The 21,467-nt window shown below is 68.8% G+C and carries 21 protein-coding genes; 15 read left to right on the top strand and 6 right to left on the bottom strand.

Annotated features, from left to right (window positions below; genetic code table 11):
• Window positions 1–245: 245 nt before the first annotated feature.
• From AC1D2E_RS06770 to AC1D2E_RS06735, 8 genes are all read left to right on the top strand, one after another.
• Window positions 246–1,361 carry a BMP family ABC transporter substrate-binding protein gene (locus AC1D2E_RS06770; RefSeq protein ID WP_478196681.1) on the top strand — a complete coding sequence of 372 codons (1,116 nt, stop codon included), beginning with the start codon at window positions 246–248 and terminating at the stop codon, window positions 1,359–1,361.
• A 31-nt stretch (window positions 1,362–1,392) separates the two neighbouring features.
• Window positions 1,393–2,472 carry an ABC transporter permease gene (locus AC1D2E_RS06765; RefSeq protein ID WP_478196680.1) on the top strand — a complete coding sequence of 360 codons (1,080 nt, stop codon included), beginning with the start codon at window positions 1,393–1,395 and terminating at the stop codon, window positions 2,470–2,472.
• A gap of 55 nt (window positions 2,473–2,527) precedes the next feature.
• Complete coding sequence (locus AC1D2E_RS06760; RefSeq protein WP_478173198.1) at window positions 2,528–3,448, top strand: ABC transporter permease; 921 nt, start codon at window positions 2,528–2,530, stop codon at window positions 3,446–3,448.
• A gap of 32 nt (window positions 3,449–3,480) precedes the next feature.
• A complete protein-coding gene (gene biuH / locus AC1D2E_RS06755) occupies window positions 3,481–4,179 on the top strand; it encodes a biuret amidohydrolase (protein ID WP_478196679.1) in 699 nt (232 codons plus the stop codon).
• 16 nt (window positions 4,180–4,195) lie between these two features.
• Window positions 4,196–5,812, top strand: a complete 1,617-nt coding sequence (locus tag AC1D2E_RS06750) for an ABC transporter ATP-binding protein (RefSeq protein ID WP_478196678.1) — start codon at window positions 4,196–4,198, stop codon at window positions 5,810–5,812.
• A gap of 163 nt (window positions 5,813–5,975) precedes the next feature.
• Window positions 5,976–6,641 carry a cysteine hydrolase family protein gene (locus AC1D2E_RS06745; RefSeq protein ID WP_478196677.1) on the top strand — a complete coding sequence of 222 codons (666 nt, stop codon included), beginning with the start codon at window positions 5,976–5,978 and terminating at the stop codon, window positions 6,639–6,641.
• Window position 6,642: 1 nt separating this feature from the next.
• Window positions 6,643–7,389, top strand: coding sequence for a GntR family transcriptional regulator (locus AC1D2E_RS06740; protein WP_478196676.1), 747 nt, complete (start codon window positions 6,643–6,645; stop codon window positions 7,387–7,389).
• Window positions 7,390–7,509: 120 nt separating this feature from the next.
• On the top strand, window positions 7,510–7,926 hold the full coding sequence (locus AC1D2E_RS06735; RefSeq protein ID WP_478196675.1) for a DUF3830 family protein: 417 nt from the start codon (window positions 7,510–7,512) through the stop codon (window positions 7,924–7,926).
• Here the strand turns inward: AC1D2E_RS06735 and AC1D2E_RS06730 are convergent.
• Window positions 7,916–8,719 (bottom strand): exodeoxyribonuclease III, encoded by an 804-nt coding sequence (locus tag AC1D2E_RS06730; protein WP_478196674.1) that lies wholly within the window; start codon window positions 8,717–8,719, stop codon window positions 7,916–7,918. The genes AC1D2E_RS06735 and AC1D2E_RS06730 overlap by 11 nt on opposite strands.
• Window positions 8,720–8,732: 13 nt before the next feature.
• On the opposite strand from AC1D2E_RS06730, the gene pyrE reads away from it, so the two are divergent.
• Window positions 8,733–9,416, top strand: coding sequence for an orotate phosphoribosyltransferase (gene pyrE, locus AC1D2E_RS06725; protein WP_478196673.1), 684 nt, complete (start codon window positions 8,733–8,735; stop codon window positions 9,414–9,416).
• A gap of 24 nt (window positions 9,417–9,440) precedes the next feature.
• Window positions 9,441–10,109 carry a DUF4124 domain-containing protein gene (locus AC1D2E_RS06720; RefSeq protein ID WP_478196672.1) on the top strand — a complete coding sequence of 223 codons (669 nt, stop codon included), beginning with the start codon at window positions 9,441–9,443 and terminating at the stop codon, window positions 10,107–10,109.
• A gap of 204 nt (window positions 10,110–10,313) precedes the next feature.
• Here AC1D2E_RS06720 and gatB read toward each other — a convergent pair whose 3' ends face one another.
• The 3 genes from gatB to gatC form a co-directional block, all read right to left on the bottom strand.
• Entirely contained in the window at window positions 10,314–11,801 is a 1,488-nt protein-coding gene (gene gatB / locus AC1D2E_RS06715; RefSeq protein WP_478196671.1) for an Asp-tRNA(Asn)/Glu-tRNA(Gln) amidotransferase subunit GatB, read from the bottom strand.
• Window positions 11,802–11,816: 15 nt separating this feature from the next.
• On the bottom strand, window positions 11,817–13,304 hold the full coding sequence (gatA, locus tag AC1D2E_RS06710) for an Asp-tRNA(Asn)/Glu-tRNA(Gln) amidotransferase subunit GatA (RefSeq protein ID WP_478196670.1): 1,488 nt from the start codon (window positions 13,302–13,304) through the stop codon (window positions 11,817–11,819).
• Between the two features lie 165 nt (window positions 13,305–13,469).
• The gene (gatC, locus tag AC1D2E_RS06705) at window positions 13,470–13,769 is read right to left on the bottom strand and encodes an Asp-tRNA(Asn)/Glu-tRNA(Gln) amidotransferase subunit GatC (RefSeq protein ID WP_478196669.1); all 300 of its coding nucleotides are present in this window, start codon (window positions 13,767–13,769) and stop codon (window positions 13,470–13,472) included.
• A 223-nt stretch (window positions 13,770–13,992) separates the two neighbouring features.
• On the opposite strand from gatC, the gene AC1D2E_RS06700 reads away from it, so the two are divergent.
• The 4 genes from AC1D2E_RS06700 to mrdA all read left to right on the top strand — a co-directional run bounded on the left by AC1D2E_RS06700 (window position 13,993) and on the right by mrdA (window position 18,725).
• Window positions 13,993–15,036, top strand: a complete 1,044-nt coding sequence (locus AC1D2E_RS06700) for a rod shape-determining protein (RefSeq protein WP_077002382.1) — start codon at window positions 13,993–13,995, stop codon at window positions 15,034–15,036.
• A gap of 152 nt (window positions 15,037–15,188) precedes the next feature.
• On the top strand, window positions 15,189–16,190 hold the full coding sequence (mreC, locus tag AC1D2E_RS06695) for a rod shape-determining protein MreC (protein ID WP_478196668.1): 1,002 nt from the start codon (window positions 15,189–15,191) through the stop codon (window positions 16,188–16,190).
• Window positions 16,187–16,708 carry a rod shape-determining protein MreD gene (gene mreD, locus AC1D2E_RS06690; protein ID WP_478196667.1) on the top strand — a complete coding sequence of 174 codons (522 nt, stop codon included), beginning with the start codon at window positions 16,187–16,189 and terminating at the stop codon, window positions 16,706–16,708. The genes mreC and mreD overlap by 4 nt, the downstream gene beginning before the upstream one ends.
• A gap of 73 nt (window positions 16,709–16,781) precedes the next feature.
• Window positions 16,782–18,725: a penicillin-binding protein 2 gene (gene mrdA / locus AC1D2E_RS06685; RefSeq protein WP_478196666.1), complete on the top strand. Its 1,944-nt coding sequence runs from the start codon at window positions 16,782–16,784 to the stop codon at window positions 18,723–18,725.
• Window positions 18,726–18,996: 271 nt separating this feature from the next.
• Here mrdA and AC1D2E_RS06680 read toward each other — a convergent pair whose 3' ends face one another.
• Window positions 18,997–19,632: a retropepsin-like aspartic protease family protein gene (locus tag AC1D2E_RS06680; protein WP_478196665.1), complete on the bottom strand. Its 636-nt coding sequence runs from the start codon at window positions 19,630–19,632 to the stop codon at window positions 18,997–18,999.
• A 7-nt stretch (window positions 19,633–19,639) separates the two neighbouring features.
• Entirely contained in the window at window positions 19,640–20,125 is a 486-nt protein-coding gene (locus AC1D2E_RS06675; protein WP_478174656.1) for a YajQ family cyclic di-GMP-binding protein, read from the bottom strand.
• Between the two features lie 81 nt (window positions 20,126–20,206).
• Here AC1D2E_RS06675 and murB point away from each other — a divergent pair, with 81 nt between their 5' ends.
• The gene (gene murB, locus AC1D2E_RS06670; protein ID WP_478196664.1) at window positions 20,207–21,259 is read left to right on the top strand and encodes a UDP-N-acetylmuramate dehydrogenase; all 1,053 of its coding nucleotides are present in this window, start codon (window positions 20,207–20,209) and stop codon (window positions 21,257–21,259) included.
• Window positions 21,260–21,467: the final 208 nt, after the last annotated feature.

Here is a 21,467-nt window from a genome sequence, read left to right as displayed (position 1 = left end):
TGTACTCGCTGCCCCCCGAGGGGGCCGCGTCCGCCTTGGGGCGGCCCGGCGGCGGACTGAGATGACGGCGCCTCGCAAGCACAAAGACGGGGCGCCGGGGCCGCACTGGCGCGCGCGCCGCACAACGCTGGCGCGCCGCGGGCTGATTTCGCCGCCCAAGCGCTGGTACGGTTTATGCACACCATCTTGTATCCAAGACAGGACATCCCGGCCCCCTGATTCCTCAATCACCTGGAGTAAGCACCATGAGCCAGTTCAACCGTCGCGATTCCCTCAAGTCCCTGGCCGCCCTGGCCTCCGCCACCACCCTGGGTGGCTGGAGCGCGCTGGCCAGCGCGCAGAAGYCGCTGACCGTCGGCGTCATCTATGTCGGCCCGCGCGACGACTATGGCTACAACCAGTCGCACGCGCTGGCCGCGGCCGAACTCAAGAAGATGCCGGGCCTCAAGGTGGTCGAGGAAGAGAACGTGCCCGAGACCGCGGCGGTACAGAAGACCATGACCGGGATGATTTCGCAGGACGGCGCCAAGCTGCTGTTCCCGACCTCCTTCGGCTACTTCGACCCGCACATCCTGGCGGTGGCGCCGAAGAACCCCGACGTCCGCTTCTCGCATTGCGGCGGCCTCTGGACCGAGGGCAAGCACCCGAAGAACGTCGGCAGCTTCTTCGGCTACATCGACGAGTGCCAGTTCCTCAACGGGGTCATCGCCGGCCACATGACGAAGAGCAACAAGATCGCCTTCGTCGCCGCCAAGCCGATCCCGCAGGTGCTGCGCAACATCAACGCCTTCACGCTGGGCGCGCGCTCGGTCAAGCCCGGCATCACCTGCAGCGTGATCTTCACGGGCGACTGGTCGATGGCCGTGAAGGAGGCCGAGGCCACCAACAGCCTGGCCGACCAGGGCTGCGACGTGTTCACGATGCACGTCGACGGTCCCAAGGTGGTGGTAGAGACTGCTGCCAAGCGCGGCAAGATGGTCTGCGGCTACCACGCGAGCCAGGCCAAGCTGGCGCCCAATGCCTACCTGACCGGCGCCGAATGGAACTGGATCACGGCCTACAAGACGATCGTCGACGCTGCCCAGGCCGGCAAGCCGCATCCGAACTTCCTGCGCGGCGGCCTCAAGGAAGGCTACGTGAAGATGTCGCCCTACGGCCCGATGGTCACCGATGCGGCCAAGAAGAACGCCGACGAGGTCAAGGCCAAGATGCTGGCGGGCAGCTTCGACATCTTCGTCGGCGGGCTCAAGGACAACAAGGGCACGGTCGTGATCCCGGCCGGCAAGGCGCTCAAGCAGACCGACCTCGAACTGGAAAAGATGAACTACCTCGTCGAAGGCGTGGTGGGTTCGGTCGGCTGACCGGCCGCCGCCTTCACCCCGCGAGCCGACGATGCGCAACGCATTGAATGAGATCGCACTGCCGGTGTTCGCCATCGCGGCGGCACTGCTTCTCTTCGGCGTCTTCGTCTGGTTCGCCGGCGTGAGTCCGCTGGAGGTCTGGGTCATCCTGTTCAAGGGGGCCTTCGGCGACTGGTTCTCATGGCAGAACACGCTGCAGCGCGCCGCGCCGCTGATGCTGACCGCGCTGTGCGTGGCCATCCCGGCGCGCGCCGGGCTGGTGATCATCGGCGGCGAGGGTGCGCTGGTGCTCGGCGGCCTCGCCGCCGCGGCGCTGCCCTATGCGCTGCCGTTACCCGCGAACCTCATCGGAACGCTGGCGTTGTGCGTGGCCGGCGCCATCGCCGGCGCCGCCTGGATCGCGCTGGCGGGCTGGCTGCGCCAGTACCGCGGCATCAACGAGACCATCAGCAGCCTGCTGCTGGCCTACATCGCGATCGGGCTCTTCAAGCACCTGGTCGAAGGCGTGCTGCGCGATCCGGCCAGCCTCAACAAGCCGGCCACGCGCTCGATCGCCGAAGGGCTCGGGATCGGCGGCATCGGCGGCTCCGACGTGCACTGGGGCCTGGTGGTCGGGATCGTCGCCTGCCTGGTCTCGGGCCTCTGGCTGCGCGCCACCGCCTCGGGCTTCTCGGTCCGCGTGGTCGGCGGCAATCCGCGCACCGCCCAGCTGGTGGGCCTGCCGGCGAGCGGGCTGATCCTGGCCGCCTGCGGGATCGGCGGCGCCTGCGCGGGCGTGGCCGGCGCGGTGGAGGTGGCGGCGGTGCACACCAATGCCAATGCCTCGCTGATTGCGGGCTACGGCTATGCCGGCATCCTGGTGTCCTTCATCGCCCGCCACAACCCGGTGGCGGTGATCCCGGTGGCGATTCTTTTCGGGGGCTTCGGCGCCGCGGGCAGCCTGCTGCAACGCCGCCTGGGGCTGCCGGACGCCTCGGTGCTGGTGCTGCAGGGCATGGCCTTCGTGCTGATCCTCGCGAGCGAGGGCCTGCGCATGATCGACTGGAAGACGCTGCTGAAGAACCGCATGCCGCGCGCGGTGCAGCCGAGTCTGACGAAGGAGGTCGCATGAGACACCAGGCCGCTCCCAAGTCGCATACCGCAGCGCGCGGCGCGGAGCTTGCGCCATGACCGCCGACCAGTGGATCGCGCTCGTGGCGGGGATCGTCGGCGGCGCGCTGCGCGTCGGCGCGCCCTTTCTTTTCGTGAGCCTCGGCGAATGCCTGACCGAAAAGTCGGGCCGCATCAACCTCGGCCTCGAAGGCGTGCTGGTGCTCTCGGCCATGGCCTCCTTCGGCGGCGCCTGGCTCACCGGCTCGGCCTGGCTCGGCGTGCTGATCGGCGGCGCCGCGGGCGCGCTGCTGGCGCTGCTGCATGGGCTCCTGTGCTCGCTCGACCGCGTCAACGACGTCGCCACCGGCATCGCGCTGATGCTGTTCGGCACCGGCCTCGCCTTCTACCTGGGCAAGCCGCTGATCCAGCCGCAGGCGCCGCAGCTGCCGGCGATCCCGCTTGGCAACTGGAGCGACAACCCGGTCATCCGATCGGCGCTGCAGGTCAACGCGCTGGTGCCGGTCGGCATCGTGCTGGCGGTGTTCCTGTGGTGGGGCTTCGCGCGCACGCGCGCCGGCCTGCTGGTGCGCATGGCGGGCGATTCGGCCAACGCGACGCGGGCGCTCGGCTACTCGGTGGCCGGCCTGCGAATCGCGGCCACCACCGCTGGCGGCTTTATCGCCGGGCTCGGCGGCGCCTCGCTCACGTTGTTCTATCCGGGCAGCTGGAACGAGGGCATCTCGAGCGGACAGGGCCTGATCGCGGTGGCGCTGGTGATCTTCGCGCGCTGGAGCCCGCTGCGCTGCATCGGCGCGGCGCTGCTGTTCGGCGGCGCCGGCGCGATCGGTCCGGCCCTGCAGTCGATCGGCGTCGGCTGGGGTTATCACCTCTTCAACACCGTGCCCTACGTGCTCACGCTGGTGATCCTGGTGCTGACCTGCAAGCCGGGCAGCGTGGCGGTCGGCAGCCCGGGCGAACTGTCATCCACGCGTTGATCCACAAGGAAGTCGAACCCGAGTTCATCCGCATGAGCACCACCTACGTTTCCGCCGACCCGTACCGCTGGCCGTACAACGGCGCGCTGCGGCCCGACAACACGGCGCTGATCGTGATCGACATGCAGACCGACTTCTGCGGCCAGGGCGGGTACGTCGACGTGATGGGCTACGACCTGTCGCTGGTGCAGGCGCCGATCGAGCCGATCGCGCGCACGCTGGCGCGCCTGAGGCCGCTGGGCTTCCACATCATCCACACGCGCGAAGGGCACCGCCCCGACCTGGCCGATCTGCCGGCCAACAAGCGCTGGCGCTCGCGGCAGATCGGCGCCAACGGCGTCGGCATCGGCGACGCCGGCCCGTGCGGGCGCATCCTGGTGCGCGGCGAGCCGGGCTGGGAAATCATCCCGGCGCTGGCCCCGCTCGCCGGCGAGGTGGTGATCGACAAGCCCGGCAAGGGCTCTTTCTATGCCACCGACCTCGAGCTGGTGTTGCGTACGCGCGGCATCGAGAACCTGATCCTGGCCGGCATCACGACCGACGTCTGCGTCCACACCACGATGCGCGACGCCAACGACCGCGGCTTCGAATGCCTGCTGCTGTCGGACTGCACCGCGGCCACCGACCACGGCAACCACCTGGCGGCGTTGAAGATGATCACCATGCAGGGCGGCGTGTTCGGCGCCCATGCGAGCTCGACGGCGCTGCTCGACGCGCTGCCGCCCCAATAGAACGGAGAGCCGCACGATGATCGCACCGGTCCACCCGACACCCGCCGCCACCGGCGCGCTGGCACTCGACACCTACGAGCTGACCAAGCGCTTCGGCAGCTTCACGGCGATGGACCGCGTGACGATGCACGTGGCGCCCGGCACCGTGCACGCGCTGCTGGGCGAGAACGGCGCCGGCAAGAGCACGCTGGTGAAGTGCGTGGCCGGATTCCAGCGGGCCGAAGAGGGCGCGATCCTGATCGACGGCCGCGAGCAGGACATCGCCAACCCGGTGGTGGCGCGCACGCTCGGCATCGGCATGGTCTACCAGCACTTCACCTTGGCGCCGGGCATGACGGTGGCCGAGAACCTGCTGCTGGCCGGCGGCAAGACGCCGGCGCTGATCGACTGGAAGCGCAAGCGCGCCGAGCTCACGGACTTCCTGGCGACCACGCCTTTCAGCCTCGACCTCGACGTGCGTCCGTCGGAGCTGGCGGCCGGCGAGAAGCAGAAGCTCGAACTGCTCAAGCAGCTCTACCTGAAGCCGCGCCTGCTGATCCTCGACGAGCCGACCTCGGTGCTGACGCCGCAGGAGGCCGACGAGGTGCTGGGCCATGTGCGCGAGTTCGCGAAAAGCGGCATGTGCACGGTGCTGATCATCACGCACAAGTTCCGCGAGGTGATGGCCTATGCCGACAGCGTCACGGTGCTGCGGCGCGGCAAGGCGGTGCACCATTGCCAGGTGGCCGACACCAACCCGGCGCGGCTGGCCGCGGCGATGATGGGCGAGGGCGAAGCGCCGCCGCCCGCCGAGGGCGACACCGCCGCGCCGATCGGCCGTGCCCTGCATGCGATGCAGCCGACCCCGCCCAACGCTCCGATCGCGCTCCATGTCGACGGCCTTCGGGCCCTGGGCGACCGCGGCACGCTGGCGGTGCACGACCTGAGCCTTTCGGTGCGTTCCGGCGAGATCCTCGGCGTGGCCGGCGTCTCGGGCAACGGCCAGCGCGAACTGGTGGAAGCCCTGGTCGGCCAGCGGCCGCGGCTCGCGGGCCGCGTCACGGTGATGGGCGAACCCTACGAGGCGAAGCGCGAGGAGAACCGCCGCCTCAAGGTGCGCAGCCTGCCCGAGGAGCCGCTGCGCAACGCCTGCGTCGGCGACCTCAGCGTGGCCGAGAACATGGCGCTGCGCGACTTCGACCAGCCGCCGCTGGCCTGGCCGGCGCTCGGCGCCGATGTGCTGAACTTCCCGCTGTGGCGCAGCCGGGCCCGCGAGTGGATCGCCGAGTACGGCGTCAAGACCCAGGGCGAGGGCGCGCCGATCCGCAGCCTGTCGGGCGGCAACGTGCAGCGCGCGGTGCTGGCGCGCGAGCTGGCGGGAGACATCAACGTGCTGATCGCGGCCAACCCGGTGTTCGGGCTGGACTTCGCGGCGGTGGCGGAAATTCACAGCCGCATCGTGCAGGTGCGCGCGCGCGGCGGCGCGGTGCTGCTGATCAGCGAGGATCTCGACGAACTGCTGGAGATGGCGGACCGGATCGTGGTGATGAGCGAGGGGCGGGTGGTTTACGAGACGGACGCTGCGACTGCCGAGCGGCATGTGCTTGGTGCGCACATGGGAGGGGGCGATCATCATGCGCCGGTGGCGGCATGAAGCCCTTGCTGTCGTTGGAGAGGCGCCCGACACGCGGTCCCGCACCGCATGCCGCGAGCAGCGCAGGGCAGCCCGAAGGGCCGGTGACGTCGGCCGGCCAAGGGCATACCGCCCACCGCCGCCGCCCACGCGCCTACAACCAGACATCTTCGAAAGCCAAGACATGAAGATAGAAGCCCAGCCCTTCACGTACGAGTTCGACCTGACAAAAACAGCCCTGGTCCTGATCGACATGCAGCGCGACTTCATCGAGCCCGGCGGCTTCGGCGAAACCCTGGGCAACGACGTCTCCCTGCTCGAAGCCATCGTCCCCGCGACACAAAAAACGCTCGAAGCGTGGCGAACAGCGGGCGGCCTGGTCGTCCATACGAGAGAAGCCCACAAGCCCGACCTCTCCGACTGCCCCCCCGCCAAGCGCAACCGCGGCAACCCCAGCTTGCGCATCGGCGACGTCGGCCCGATGGGCCGGATCCTCGTGATGGGCGAACCCGGCAACCAGATCATCGATGCGCTGGCGCCCGTCGAAGGCGAGATCGTGGTCGACAAGCCCGGCAAGGGCGCCTTCTACGCCACCGGACTGCATGAGACTCTGAAGCGGCGCGGCATCACCCACCTGCTGTTCGGCGGCGTCACCACCGAGGTCTGCGTCCAGACCAGCATGCGCGAAGCCAACGACCGCGGCTACGATTGCCTGCTGCTCGAGGACTGCACCGAGAGCTATTTTCCCGCCTTCAAGGCGGCCGCCGTCGAGATGATCCGCGCCCAGGGCGGCATCGTCGGCTGGACCGCACCGAGCAGCGCCTTGCTGGCCGCGCTCGGCACCCACTAACATGGCCGACGTGTCGACCGTTCGAATTCCTCCCCAGCCTCCCGCCGCCGATCCCGTGTTCCGCACCCGGGCCGACGAGGTCTATGCGCAGCTCAAGCGCGACGTCGCCGAGTTCAGCCTGGTGCCCGGCGACCGCTTCACCGAGAACGAGATCAGCGAGCGACTCGGCGTCTCGCGCACGCCGGTGCGGCAGGCGCTCTTCAGGCTGCAGCAGGAGGGCTTCGTCGAAGTCCTGTTCCGCAGCGGCTGGCGCGTGCTGCCGTTCGACTTCGACCAGTTCGAGCAGTTGTACGACCTGCGCATGGTGCTCGAGACCACCGCCGTGCACCGCCTGTGCGAGAGCGACCATCGCGTCGACCGCAGCCTGCTCGACACGCTGGCCGGCATCTGGCTGGTGCCCGCCGCCCAGCGCAGCGCCGACACGGTGCAGGTGGCGCAGTGGGACGAGGCCTTTCATTGCGCGCTGGTCGCGGCCGCCGGCAACGCCGAGATGGCGCGCGTGCACCGCGACGTGACCGACCGCATCCGCATCATCCGGCGGCTCGACTTCACCAAGCAGCCGCGCATCGACGCGACCTATGACGAGCACGGCAAGATCCTGAAGGCGATCCGCGCCAACCGGGGCGACCAGGCCGCGATGCTGCTGCGCGCCCACATCGAGACCAGCCAGGCGGAGGTGCGCAAGATCACGTTGCACCAGGTACACATGGCGCGGCACTCGGGACGGGCCCGGCCGCGCGAGACCTGAGGGCGCCTCGTCCGCTGCTCGGTCGGCAGCGATGCGGCCGCGCTGAACCCCGTCGGCCCAGCCGCTGGCGTCGTTTGTCGATCAGCGCGGAGGTGCCCGCGACGTTGTACGCTCTGTCCGATGCAACGTATCCAGATCACCGCCGGCGGCCTGCGCTTTGTCGCCGAGACCCATCCCGACGCGCCGCTCACGGTGGCCGCCTTCCGCAAGCTGCTGCCCTACCGGCAGAAGCTGATCCACGTGCGCTGGAGCGGCGAGGCCTGCTGGGTGCCGCTGGGCGATTTCCAGCTCGGCGTCGGCTTCGAGAACCACACCAGCCACCCCTCGGCCGGCGACATCCTGTTCTATCCGGGCGGCTACAGCGAGACCGAGATCCTCCTGGCTTACGGCGGCTGCAGCTTCGCGAGCAAGATGGGCCCGCTCGCGGGCAACCATTTCCTCACCATCGTCGAGGGGCGCGAGCAGCTGCGCGCGCTCGGCCACAAGGTGTTGTGGGAGGGCGCGCAGGACGTCCTGTTCGAAGCCCTTACAGGCTGAAGTCGTAGTCCACCGTGATCGGCGCGTGGTCGCTGAACTTGACGGTCTTGAAGATCGACTCCTCGCGCGCCAGTGCCGCCAGCTTCGGCGTCGCCAGGTGATAGTCCAGCCGCCAGCCCACGTTCTTGGCGTAGGCCTGGCCGCGGTTGCTCCACCAGGTGTAGGCCTCGTCGGTGGTCTCGGGCTTGAGCATCCGGTAGACGTCGACCAGGCCCGCGCCGTCGGCGCCGGCGTCGAGCAGCCGGGTCATCCAGGCCCGTTCCTCGGGCAGGAAGCCGCTGTTCTTCTGGTTGCCGCGCCAGTTCTTGAGGTCGATTTCCTTGTGGGCGATGTTGATGTCGCCGCAGAGGATGAATTCGCGCTCGCGCTTCAGCGCGCCGAGATGCGGGAAAAAGCCCTTGAGGAAGCGGAATTTCGCCGCCTGCCGCTCTTCGCCCGATGAGCCGCTCGGAAAATAGCAGCTGATGATCGACAGCTTGGCGCTAGGCGTGTCGAAGCGCAGCTCGAGGTAGCGGCCCTCGGCGTCGAACTCGGCGTCGCCCCAGCCCACGACCACGTCGCTGGGCGCGTGCTTCGTGTAGACCGCGGTGCCCGCGTAGCCTTTCTTCTCGGCGAAATGGAAGTGCCCCTTGAGACCGGCCATCTCCTCGAAGCGCCCCTCGATGTCGCTGGCCTGGACCCTGATTTCCTGCATGCAAATACAATCCGGCCCCAGTCCGCCGACCCAATCGGCGACGCCCTTGGTGGCAGCCGATCGCAGGCCGTTGAGGTTGAGGCTGGTCAGTTTGAACACGAGGACATTCCCTATGGCTGAAAAGATTGGAGAGGACGGCGCGCTGGCACAGGCGTTCGTCCAGTTTGCGCTGGAGTCGGGGGTGCTGCGCTTCGGCGAGTTCAAGACCAAGGCCGGCCGCGTCAGCCCCTATTTCTTCAATGCCGGCCTGTTCGACGATGGCGCCAAGCTCGCGCGGCTGGCCGAATTCTATGCAGACCGGCTGATCGCCAGCGGGCTCGAGTTCGACATGATCTTCGGGCCGGCCTACAAGGGCATTCCGCTCGGCGCCACGGTGGCGGCCGAGCTGGCGCGGCGCGGCCGCAACGTCCCTTTCGCCTACAACCGCAAGGAAGCCAAGGACCACGGCGAGGGCGGCACCCTGGTCGGGGCGCCGCTCGAGGGCCGGGTGCTGATCGTCGACGACGTGATGTCGGCCGGCACCGCGGTGCGCGAGTCGATCGCGGCCATCCGCGCCGCCGGCGCCATCCCGCACGCGGTCGCGATTGCGCTCGACCGCCAGGAGAAGGCCACCGAGAACGGCGTCGACGTGGACCACAGCGCCGTGCAATATGTACGCAATCAGCTCGGACTTGCAGTTATTTCCATCGCGACGCTGGACGACTTGTTACAGTATCTGTCAGGCCGCGCGGATGACGAGCTGGGCGCCCAYCGCCAGCACGTGCTGGCGTACCGGGCTCGTTACGGCGCGGGCTGATTCAACCCGTCTGAAGGACCGATGTTGGCGAGCACCCAAGCACTGAAGGCATTTCTGGCGTTCTCGCTGGCCGCGGCCGGCGCGGTGCAGGCACAGCAACCTGCGGCCGGCGCCGCCCGGCCCTCCGGTCCCGGCATCTACAGCTGCACCGATTCGCGCGGCCGCACCATCACCGCCGACCGGCCGATTCCCGACTGCATCGACCGCGAACAGCGCGAGCTCAATCCGAGCGGCACCACGCGCCGCAAGGTCGAGCCCACCTACACGGCGCGCGAGCAGGCCGAGCGCGATGAGCGCGACCGCCTGGCCCAGCTGCAGGCGGCCCGACAGGTCGAGGAGCGGCGGCGCGAGCGTGCGCTGCTGGTGCGCTACCCCAACGCGGCCGCCCACGACCGCGAGCGGGCCGAGGCGCTGGTGCAGATCGACGTCGTCATCCAGGCCGCCAGGAAGCGGCTGGGCGAATTGGCCGAGGACCGCAAGAAGATCGACGACGAGCTCGAGTTCTACAAGAACGACCCGGGCAAGGCGCCCGACGCGGTGCGCCGCAAGATCGACGACAACGCCAAGAGCGTTGCGGTGCAGAACCGCTTCATCGGCGAGCAGGAAGAGGAAAAGAAGCGCCTCAACGCGCGCTTCGACGAGGAGGCAACGCGCCTCAAGCCCCTGTGGGCTGCCAACGCAGCGGTGAAGTAGGCTCGCCCGCAGGTTGCCCGGCACTTCGTGTCCGGGGGGCTCGAGTCGCTGCCAGAGGCAGCGGCCCTTCGGAGCCGTCCAAGCCTGCGCAGGCAGGCTTGGAGCCGCGGCTCCTCAGCCCCCTGCCGGGGGCAACACCAGCGGCCTGGCAGAGCCAGATCCACGGTGTTTCGCCAACAGGCCTGGCTGCGCCGGCCGGGATCGCTAGCCCAGTTTGGCTTTGAGCAGCGCGTTGACTTGCGCGGGGTTGGCCTTGCCCTGGCTGGCCTTCATGACCTGGCCGACCAGCGCGTTGAAGGCGCGGTCCTTGCCGGCGCGGTATTCGTCGATGTTCTTCTGGTTGGTCGCAAGAACGCTGTCGATGATCTTCTCGAGCGCGCCGCTGTCGCTCATCTGCTTCAGGCCCTTGGCCTCGATGATGGCGTCGACCTCCTGGCCTTCGCCGGTCCAGAGGGCGTCGAACACCTGGCGCGCCGCGTTGTTGGAGATCGTGCCGTCGCTGATGCGCACCACCAGCCGGGCCAGCTGGGCGGCCGTCACCGGGGCCTCGGTGATGGCGATGTCCTGCTGGTTCAGGCGCCGCGCGATCTCGCCGGTGATCCAGTTGCTGGCCAGCTTGGCATTGGCGCCGGCGGCCACCGCGCCCTGGAAGTAGGCGGCCAGGGCCGGGCTCTGCGTCAGCTGCGCGGCGTCGTAGTCCGACAGGCCATGCTCGCGCACGTAGCGCTCGGCCATCGCGCGCGGCAGCTCGGGCATCTCGGCGCGCACGCGCTCGATCCAGTCGGCGGCGATCGCCAGCGGCGGCAGGTCGGGGTCGGGAAAGTAGCGGTAGTCGGCCGCGTCTTCCTTGGTGCGCATGGCGCGCGTCTCGCCCGTGTCGGGGTCGAACAGCACGGTGGCCTGCTGGATCGCGCGGCCGTCCTCGATCTCCTCGATCTGCCAGCGGATCTCGTAGTCGATCGCCTGCTGCATGAACTTGAAGCTGTTGAGGTTCTTGATTTCGCGCCGCGTACCGAGCCTGTCGCCGGGCTTGCGCACCGAGACGTTGGCATCGCAGCGGAAGCTGCCTTCCTGCATGTTGCCGTCGCAGATGCCGATCCAGGTGACGATCTTGTGCAGCTCGCGTGCATAGGCCACGGCCTCGGCGGTCGATCGCATGTCGGGCTCGGTGACGATCTCGAGCAGCGGCGTGCCCGCGCGGTTCAGGTCGATGCCCGACTGGCCGATGAAGTCCTCGTGGAGCGACTTGCCGGCGTCTTCCTCGAGGTGGGCGCGCACCAGGCGCACGGTCTTGGGCTCGTCGCCGACGAAGAAGCTCACCGAGCCGCCCTGCACCACGGGGATCTCGTACTGGCTGATCTGGTAGCCCTTGGGCAGGTCGGGGTAGAAGTAGTTCTTGCGCGCGAACACGCTGCGCGGCGCGATCGTCGAGCCGAGCGCCAGGCCGAGCTTGATGGCGCGCTCGACCGCGCCCTTGTTCATCACCGGCAAGGTGCCGGGCAGGGCCAGGTCGACCGCGCAGGCCTGCGTGTTGGGCTCGGCGCCGAATGCGGTCGAGGCGCGGCTGAAGATCTTCGAGGCGGTAGAGAGCTGGGCGTGGGTCTCGAAGCCGATGATGACTTCATAGCCGCGCACCAGCGGGCCTGTCGGACGTCCGCTCTGCGCGGCTTCGAAAGAGTTGGTTTCGCTCATGTCAGTTCTTCGCCATCAAAAGCCCGCCGGCGTGTGGAGGTGCCAGTCGGTCGCCCGCTGGAAGGCATGCGCCGCGTTGAGCAATTTCGCCTCGGCGAAGTAATTGCCGATCAGCTGGATGCCGACCGGCAGGCCGCCGTCGAATCCGGCGGGCACGCTCATGCCGGGCAGGCCGGCCAGCGAGGCAGGCAAGGTGAAGATGTCGGCCAGGTAGTCGGCGACCGGATCGCCGCCGTGCTCGCCGAGCTTCCAGGCCACCGTCGGTGCGGCCGGGCCGGYGATCACATCGCATTGCCTGAAGGCCTGCTGGAAGTCGTCCGCGATCATGCGGCGCACCTTCTGCGCCTGCAGGTAGTAGGCGTCGTAGTAGCCGTGCGAGAGCACGTAGGTGCCGATCATGATGCGGCGCTTGACCTCGTCGCCGAAGCCTTCCTCGCGGGTCTGGGCGTACATGTCGGCCAGGTCGCGGTAGTTCTTGGCGCGGTGGCCGAACTTGACGCCGTCGAAGCGGCTCAGGTTGCTCGAGGCCTCGGCCGCCGCAATGATGTAGTACACGGGAATCGACAGCTCGGTGCGCGGCAGCGTGATCTCGACGCGGCGGGCGCCGAGCTTCTCGTATTCGGCCAGCGCCGCGTCGACCGCGGCGCGCACGCCGGGCGCCACGCCCTCGCCGAAGAACTCTTTAGGCACGCCGATGCGCAGGCCCTCGAGCGAGTCCTTGAGCGAGCGCGAGAAGTCCTCGGCCGGGCGGGCCAGGGAGGTCGAGTCGCGCTCGGGGTCGGGCCCGCACATCGCCGACAGCAGCAGGGCGCAGTCTTCGGCCGAGCGGGCCATCGGGCCGGCCTGGTCGAGGCTGGAGGCGAAGGCGACCATGCCGTAGCGCGAGGCACGGCCGTAGGTCGGCTTGATGCCGGTGACGCCGCAGAACGAGGCTGGCTGGCGGATCGAGCCGCCGGTGTCGGTGCCGGTGGCGGCCGGGGCCAGGCCCGCGGCCACGGCCACGGCGCTGCCGCCAGACGAACCGCCGGGGATGCGGTCGGTGTCCCACGGGTTGCGCACCGGCACCGCGTGGTCGAAGCCGATCGCGGGCACGGCGACGTTCTCGTTGGCCGAGCCCATCGCGAACTCGTCGCAGCTGAGCTTGCCCAATGTCACGGCGCCGGCCTCGGCCAGCTTGCGGACCACCGTGGCGTCGAAGGGCGAGCGGTAGCCCGCCAGGATGCGCGAACCGGCGGTGGTCGGCAGGTCGGCGGTGACGAAGATGTCCTTGTGGGCGATCGGCACGCCCTCGAGCGCCGAGCCGGCGCCGGCGGCGATGCGGGCATCGGCGGCGCGGGCCTGGGACAGCGTGAGTTGCTCGTCGATGGCCACGAAGGCGCCGAGATCCTGGTGGGCGCGGATCCGGGACAGGTGGTGATGGGCCGCCTCGACCRCGGAAATCTTGCGTTCGCGCAAGGCCGCGGCCAACCCGGCCACGCCCATCTTGTGGATTTCGGCGCTCATTTCAGCCCCCGCTCTCGGCACTTCGTGTCCGCGCTGCCCCCGAAGGGGCGCGATCTTGCTCGGGGCGGCCCGTCGCGGCGCATTGAGGCCCCCGCGCTCGGCACTTCGTGTCCTCGCTGCCCCCCGGGGGGGTGCGATCTTGCTCGGGGCGGCCCGTCGCGGCGCTCATTCGATCACCTTCGGGACCAGGAACAGGCCGTTCTCGACCGCCGGCGCGCTGCGCTGGTTGGCCGCGCGGTTGTTCGGCTCGCTCACCACGTCTTCGGCCAGCCGAAGCGTGATGTCTTCGATGGCGGCCACCGGGTGGGCGAGTGGCTCGACGCCGCCGGTGTCGACCGCGCGCATGCGCTCGACCAGGTCGAAAAAGCCGTTGATCTGGCCGCGCATGCGCTCGCTTTCGTCGGGAGCCAGTTGAAGCCGCGCCAGCGAGGCGATGCGGGCGATATCTGTGGAAGTGAGGGACATCGAAAATGGGCGATTCTGGCGCCGGACGGGGTGCAATCGCACGCCGTAAAGCTGCTCTGAAACGCGGAGCTGTCAGGGGATTCGGTTATTATCCCGCCTTTGCCGCAACCCCCGCGAACGCGCTGGCATTTGCCGCAAAAACGTTTCAAACCACCCTTCACACGACCCAAAAAGAGGGCGACGGCCTGCCGACGCGCATGCCGTGCCCCAGAGGAATTCCACAATGTTTGGAGCTTTCCGTCGGTACTTCTCTACCGACCTGGCGATCGACCTCGGCACCGCCAACACCCTGATCTTCGCTCGCAACAAGGGCATCGTGCTGGACGAGCCCTCGGTCGTCGCGATCCGCCACGAAGGCGGCCCGCACGGCAAGAAGGTGATCCAGGCCGTGGGCCGCGAAGCCAAGGCGATGCTCGGCAAGGTGCCCGGCAACATCGAGGCCATCCGGCCGATGAAGGACGGCGTGATCGCCGACTTCGTCATCACCGAGCAGATGATCAAGCAGTTCATCAAGATGGTGCACCCGCGCTCGCTGCTCACGCCGAGCCCGCGGATCATCATCTGCGTGCCCTGCGGCTCGACCCAGGTCGAGCGCCGCGCCATCAAGGACGCGGCCGAAGCGGCCGGCGCCACCTCGGTCTACCTGATCGAGGAACCGATGGCCGCCGCGATCGGCGCCGGCCTGCCGGTTTCCGAGGCCAGCGGCTCGATGGTGGTCGACATCGGCGGCGGCACCACCGAAGTCGGCGTGATCTCGCTCGGCGGCATGGTCTACAAGGGCAGCGTGCGCGTCGGCGGCGACCGCTTCGACGAGGCCATCATCAACTACATCCGCCGCAACTACGGCATGCTGATCGGCGAGCCGACGGCCGAAGTCATCAAGAAGAACATCGGTTCGGCCTTCCCGGGCTCCGAGGTCAAGGAGATGGAGGTCAAGGGCCGCAACCTCAGCGAAGGCGTGCCGCGCAGCTTCACGATCAGCAGCAACGAAGTGCTCGAAGCCCTGACCGATCCGCTGAACAACATCGTCTCGGCCGTCAAGAACGCCCTCGAGCAGACGCCGCCCGAACTCGGCGCCGACATCGCCGAGCGCGGCATGATGCTGACCGGCGGCGGCGCCCTGCTGCGCGACCTGGACCGCCTGCTGGCCGAGGAAACCGGCCTGCCGGTGCTGGTCGCCGAAGATCCGCTGACCTGCGTGGTGCGCGGCTGCGGCATCGCCCTCGAGCGCATGGATCGCCTGGGCAGCATCTTCACGAGTGAATAGTGCTCGCCCCCAGGTCGCGCGCACTTCGTGTCGCGCTCCCACCCCCTACCGGGGGCGTTGCCTGCGGCCCGGCAAAGCCGGTTGCGCGGCAACCCTGGAACATACGAACAATTAGCGCTGCTCCCTCCGTATCTCTCGTGGCATAAAGCGTCATGCCGCTCGGCACTCTCGATCGCACTGCACCGCCCCTCTTCAACCAGGGGCCGTCGGCGCTGAGCAAGCTGATCTTCTTCAGCGCGCTGGCGCTGTTCCTGATGGTGGCCGACGCGCGGCTCCACATCGTGCAGCCGATCCGGCTGGCGATCGGGACGGTGCTCTATCCGGTGCAGTGGCTGGCGCTCAAGCCGGTTCAGCTGGTGGCGGGCGGCGGCCGCTACCTGGAAGACCTGCAGATCGCGCAGAGCAACGAGGCTGACGCCCGCAAGGCGCTCGCGCTGCAGTCCGAGCGCGCCAGCCAGGCCGACACGCTGGCCCAGGAGAACGCCCGCTTGCGCTCCCTGCTCGAACTGCGCCAGGTCACCCAGACCCCGGGCCGCGCGGCCGAGGTGCTGTATGACGCGGCCGATCCCTACACCCGCAAGCTGGTGATCGACCAGGGCCTGGCCAACGGCATCGCCCCCGGCTCGCCGGTGATCGACGAGCACGGCGTGCTCGGCCAGGTGACGCAGGTCCAGCCCTTCTCGAGCGAGATCACGCTGGTGATCGACCGCGACCTGTCGATCCCGGTCCAGAACGTGCGCACCGGCGCCCGCAGCGTGGCCTTCGGCGACGCCAGCGCGCATGGCGGCGGGCTCGAGCTGCGCTTCATGCAGGCGAACTCGGATGTGCAGGAAGGGGACGTGCTGACCACCAGCGGCGTCGACGGCGTCTATCCGCCGGGCCTGCCCGTGGCCAAGATCGATCGCATCGAGCGCCGGGCCGACTCCGCCTTCGCACGCATCCACTGCGCGCCGCTGGCCCACGTGAGTGCGGCGCGCTACGTGCTCGTGCTGGCGCCCACCGGCGCCCAGTCGGTGCCGAAGCCGACCCCGCCCAACACGCCCTCGGCGGTCGCCGCCAAGAAGAAGGCCGACAAGGCGGACGCCAAGGCCGACGCCAAGGCGGACGCGAAGTCCGCCAAGAAGACCGACAAGAAGGAAGCGAGCCCGCGATGATCATGCGTCCCGGCCAGCAGCAGCTCCTGCTGCCCGTCAGCCCGCTGTTCATGTGGACCAGCCTGGTCGTCGCGCTGCTGCTCAACATGGTGCCGCTCGGCCGCGCCGCCTGGACGCCCGACCTGCTGGCGCTGGCGATCGTGTTCTGGAGCGTGCACCAGCCGGCGCGCATCGGCATCGGCGCCGCCTTCGCGTTCGGCCTGCTGATGGACGTGCACCAGGCCGCGATGCTCGGGCAGCATGCCCTGTCCTACACCACGCTCGGCTTCCTGGCGACCATGATCCACCGGCGGCTGCTGTGGTATCCGCTGATCTCCCAGGCGCTGCAGGTGCTTCCGTTGTTCGCGCTCTCGCACCTGATCGAGCTGGCCATCCGCATGATCGGCGGTGGCGCCTTCCCGGGCTGGTCGCTGCTGGTGGCGCCGGCGCTGGAGGCGGCCCTGTGGCCGCTGGTCAGCCTGATTCTCCTGGCGCCGCAGCGCCGGACCCCGGAACCAGACGCCAACAGACCACTCTGACAGCCCGCCCGCCGCCCGCCGCCCGCAGCCCCATTGCATGCGGGCCTTGCGCGGCCTAAGCTCCAGCTCCCACATGACAGAGATTCGCAATGTCGCCGCCGACCTCTCCCGCTTCAGGCGGCGAGTGTTCGTGATCGGCGCGGTCGTGCTCACGGCCTTCGGGCTGCTCTGCACGCGGCTGGTCTACCTGCAGGTGGTGCGCCACGAGGACCTGGCCGAGCAGGCCGAGAGCAACCGAACGGCGATCGTGCCGGTGGTGCCGAACCGCGGCCTGATCCTCGACCGCAGCGGCATCGTGCTGGCTTCCAACTACTCGGCCTACACGCTCGAGATCACGCCCTCCAAGGCCGGCAACCTCGAGGAGACCATCGACGCCCTGACCGAGGTGCTCGAGATCTCTGCGCGCGACCGCCGGCGCTTCAAGCGGCTGCGCGAAGACTCGCGCAGCTTCGACTCGGTGCCGATCCGCACCCGCCTGAGCGACGAGGAAGTGGCCCGCTTCGCGGCCCAGCGCTACCGCTTCCCGGGCGTCGAGATCAAGGCCCGGCTGTTCCGCAACTACCCCCATGGCGAGCTCGCCAGCCACGTGCTGGGCTACATCGGCCGCATCAACCAGGCCGAGAAGACGGCGATGGAGGATTGGGAGGACGAGGACCTCGCCAATTACAAGGGCACCGAGTACATCGGCAAGCTCGGCATCGAGCAGAGCTACGAGAAGACCCTGCACGGCCAGACCGGCGTCGAGCAGATGGAAACCTCGGCCGGCGGCCGCGCGGTGCGCCGGCTCGCGGCCCACCCGGCGACGCCCGGCAACACGGTCATGCTGTCGCTCGACATCAAGCTGCAGAAGCTGGTCGAGGACATGTACGGCGAGCGCCGCGGCGCGCTGGTCGCCTTCGATCCCAAGACCGGCGAGATCCTGGCTTTCGTCAGCAAGCCGACCTTCGACCCCAACCTGTTCGTCGAGGGCATCGACAGCGAGAGCTGGAAGGAGCTCAGCGAGTCGCTCGACAAGCCGCTGCTCAACCGCGCGCTGCGCGGCACCTATCCGCCGGGATCGACCTACAAGCCCTTCATGGCGCTGGCAGCGCTGCAGACCGGCAAGCGCGGACCCAGCGTGCTGGTCAACGACCCGGGCTACTTCAACTTCGGCGGCCACCGCTTCGGCAGCCCCGAAGGCAACATCGGCAACGTCGACATGCGGCGCTCGATCCAGCTGTCGAGCAACATCTACTACTACTCGCTGGCCGGCGAGATGGGCGTGGACCTGATCCACGATTCGATGAAGCCGCTGGGCTTCGGCCAGATCACCGGCATCGACATCGGCGGCGAGCTGCGCGGCGTGCTGCCCAGCACCGAATGGAAGCGAAACGCCTACAAGCGCCCCGAGCAGAAGAAGTGGTATGCCGGGGAAACCATCTCGCTGGGGATCGGCCAGGGCTACAACAGCTTCACGATGCTGCAGCTGGCGCAGGCCACCGCCATCGTGGCCGATGGCGGCATCAAGCACAAGCCGCACCTGGTGCTGGCGATCCGCGACACGGTGACGGGCGAGGTCAAGCCGGTGGTGCAGCCGCCGGCCCAGAACCTCGGCTACAAGGCTTCCGACATCGCCGTGGTCCGCGAGGGCCTGACCGCGGTGGTCACCGGTGGCACCGCGCGCGGCGTGTTCGCGGGCGCCCCCTACCAGGCGGCCGGCAAGACCGGCACCGCCCAGGCGGTTTCGCAGGCACAGAACACCAAGTACAACGCCAAGGCGCTGGAGGAGCACCAGCGCGACCACGCGCTCTTCATGGCCTTCGCGCCGGTCAACGACCCCAAGATCGCGGTGGCGCTGGTCGTCGAGAACGCCGGCTGGGGCGCCGGCGCCGCGGCGCCGATCGCGCGCCGCGTCTTCGACTACTGGCTCATGAACCAGTACCCGAGCGAGGCCGACATGGCCGCGATCCAGGTCGGCAAGGCCACCGTGCCGATCGGCAAGCCGCGGGTCGCCAGCGAGGTCGCCTGGCAGGATTGAGCTCGCCCCCAGGTTGGGCTCACTGCGTGTAGCCCGCCCACCCCCTACCGGGGGCGCAGTCAGCGGCCCGGCGAAGCCGGTTCCGCGACTGCCCACGAATAGGCGTGCGCTGCGCGCCGCCGTCGAACAACCACAGCGCCAGTATTCACCGGCCGGCGCAGCCAGGCCCGTTGGTGAAACACCGCGGAACCGGCTTCGCCGGGCCGCTGGTGTTGCCCCCGGTAGGGGGTGGGCGCCCGGACACGAAGTGCCGGGCAACCTGGGGGCGAGCCTAGAACCGTTTTTCGAGCACCATCTGGTCGGCGTCGCGGCGCATCGAGAAGCGGCTGATGAAGCTGTTGCCCAGCAGGATGTAGGGCATCGGCTGCTGCGAGACGATGGCGTCGACGTCGTAGACCTCGACATCGCCGACCCGTACCGAGTCGAGCCGCAGGCGATAGCCCGGGGCGACGCCGTTGGCGGTGTTCATGCGCACCGGCTGGCCCTTGCTGAAATCGAGCCCGATGCGCTGGGCATCGGCGGCCGACATCGCGATCGTGGTGGCGCCGGTGTCGAGCATGAAGCTGACCGCACGGCCGTTGATGGCGCCCTGCGCCATGAAGTGCCCGCCGCTGCTCATCGGCAGCACGATGCGGGTGCCGCCGCCGCCCGTTCCGCCGCCGCCGATGCTCACCGGCGTGTCCATGCGCAGCGCGACCCGCTTGCCGCCGGCCTCGACCGTCGCCTGTTCGCCCTGCAGCGAGACCAGCTTCACGCCCTGGAAGGTCTCGCCGATCGCCAATGTCTTGGGCGCCCCGCCGTTCACGATCAGGATCGCGCGGCTGCCGATGGTGCCGGTCAGCGTCACCGACTGGGCCTGCGCGAAGCTGCAGGCTGCGGCGAGCAGCAGCGGGATGAGCGCCTTCATCGGGCCATCAGTCCCTGAAATTGTTGAAGGTCAGCGGCATGTCGGGCACGTCCTTCTTGATCAGTGCCATTGCCGCCTGCAGGTCGTCGCGCTTGGCGCCCGTGATGCGCACCGCATCGCCCTGGATCGCGGCCTGCACCTTGAGCTTGCTGTCCTTGATCAGGCGCTGGATCTTCTTGGCCGTCTCGGACTCGATGCCGCTCTTGACCTTGATGACCTGCTTGACCTTGTCGCCGCCGATCTTCTGGACGTCGCCCTTGTCGAGGAAGCGGACGTCGACGCTGCGCTTGGTCAGCTTGGCGCGCAGGATGTCCTCGACCTGGACGAGCTGGAACTCGGCGTCACCGATCAGGGTGATCTCCTTGTCCTTGAGCTCGACCGCGGCCGCGGTGCCCTTGAAGTCGAAGCGCGTGCCGATCTCCTTGGCGGTGTTCTCGACCGCATTCTTGACCTCGGGCAAGTTGGGTTCACAAACGGTGTCGAAGGACGGCATGAGGTAAAGGCTCCGGCAGCAACAAGAAAAGGAATAGGCCGCGCACGGGTTCGCGCGGCGTGCGAATGCGACAATTCTCCCATGATCGTGGAGCACAACGTACCGCTGCAGCAGCACAACAGCTTCGGCATCGTCGCGCGCGCCCAGCACCTGGCGCGCATCACGGGCGAGGCCGATGTCGCGGCGCTGCTGGCCGACGCGCAATGGCGCGACGCGCCCAAGTTCGTGCTGGGCGGCGGCAGCAACATCGTGCTGACCGGCGACGTCAAGCCGCTGGTGCTCAAGGTCGAGATCAAGGGCCTGCGGCTGGTCGAGGAGACCGCACGGGCCTGGATCGTCGAGGCCGGGGCCGGCGAAGTCTGGCACGACACGGTGCACTGGACGCTCGACCAGGGCTTTCCGGGCCTCGAGAACCTGGCGCTGATCCCGGGCACGGTGGGCGGCTCGCCGGTGCAGAACATCGGCGCCTACGGCGTCGAGCTGCAGGACCGTTTCGAGTCGCTCGACGCCATCGATCTGCAGACCGGCCGCGCCTTCACGCTCGATGCGGCCCAGTGCGCCTTCGGCTACCGCGATTCGGTGTTCAAGCACGTGGCCAGCGGCGACAACGATTTCGGGCTGGCGGGCCGGGCGCTGATCACGCGGGTGCGCTTCCGGCTGCCCAAGCCCTGGAAGCCGGTGCTGGGCTACCTCGACCTCGAGCGCAAGATGGACGAGACCGGCAATTTCCAGCCCGGCGCGTTCGACGTCTTCGACTGGATCTGCGCCATCCGTCGCGCCAAGCTGCCCGACTGGCGGGTGCTCGGCAACGCCGGCAGCTTCTTCAAGAACCCGACCGTGACGCCGGAGCAGTGCGCCGACATCATTGCCCGCGACCCGAAGATCGTGCACTACCCCATGGCCGACGGCAGCATCAAGCTGGCGGCCGGCTGGCTGATCGATGCCTGCGGCTGGAAAGGCAAGTCGGTGGGCAACGCCGGTGTCTACGAGCGCCAGGCGCTGGTGCTGGTCAACCGCGGCGGATCGGCCAACCCGGTGACCGGGGGCGAGGTGATGACGCTGGCCAAGGCGATCCAGACCAGCGTCTACGAGCGCTTCGGGATTCGCCTCGAACCCGAACCCGTCGTGGTCTGACCACCGGCCGCGCGAAGCGCCGGCCCCTTCGTGAAACACCGCGGAACCGGCTTTGCCGGGCCGCTGGTGTTGCCCCCGGTAGGGGGTGGGAGGGCTACACGCAGTGAGCCCGACCTGGGGGCGAGCAACAGTGCCACCGCGGAACCGGCTTTGCCGGGCCGCTGGTGTTGCCCCCGGTAGGGGGTGGGAGGGCTACACGCAGTGAGCC

It is taken from the genome of Variovorax sp. P1_H2 (assembly GCF_056405295.1).
This window is presented reverse-complemented; position numbering and strand designations above follow the sequence as displayed.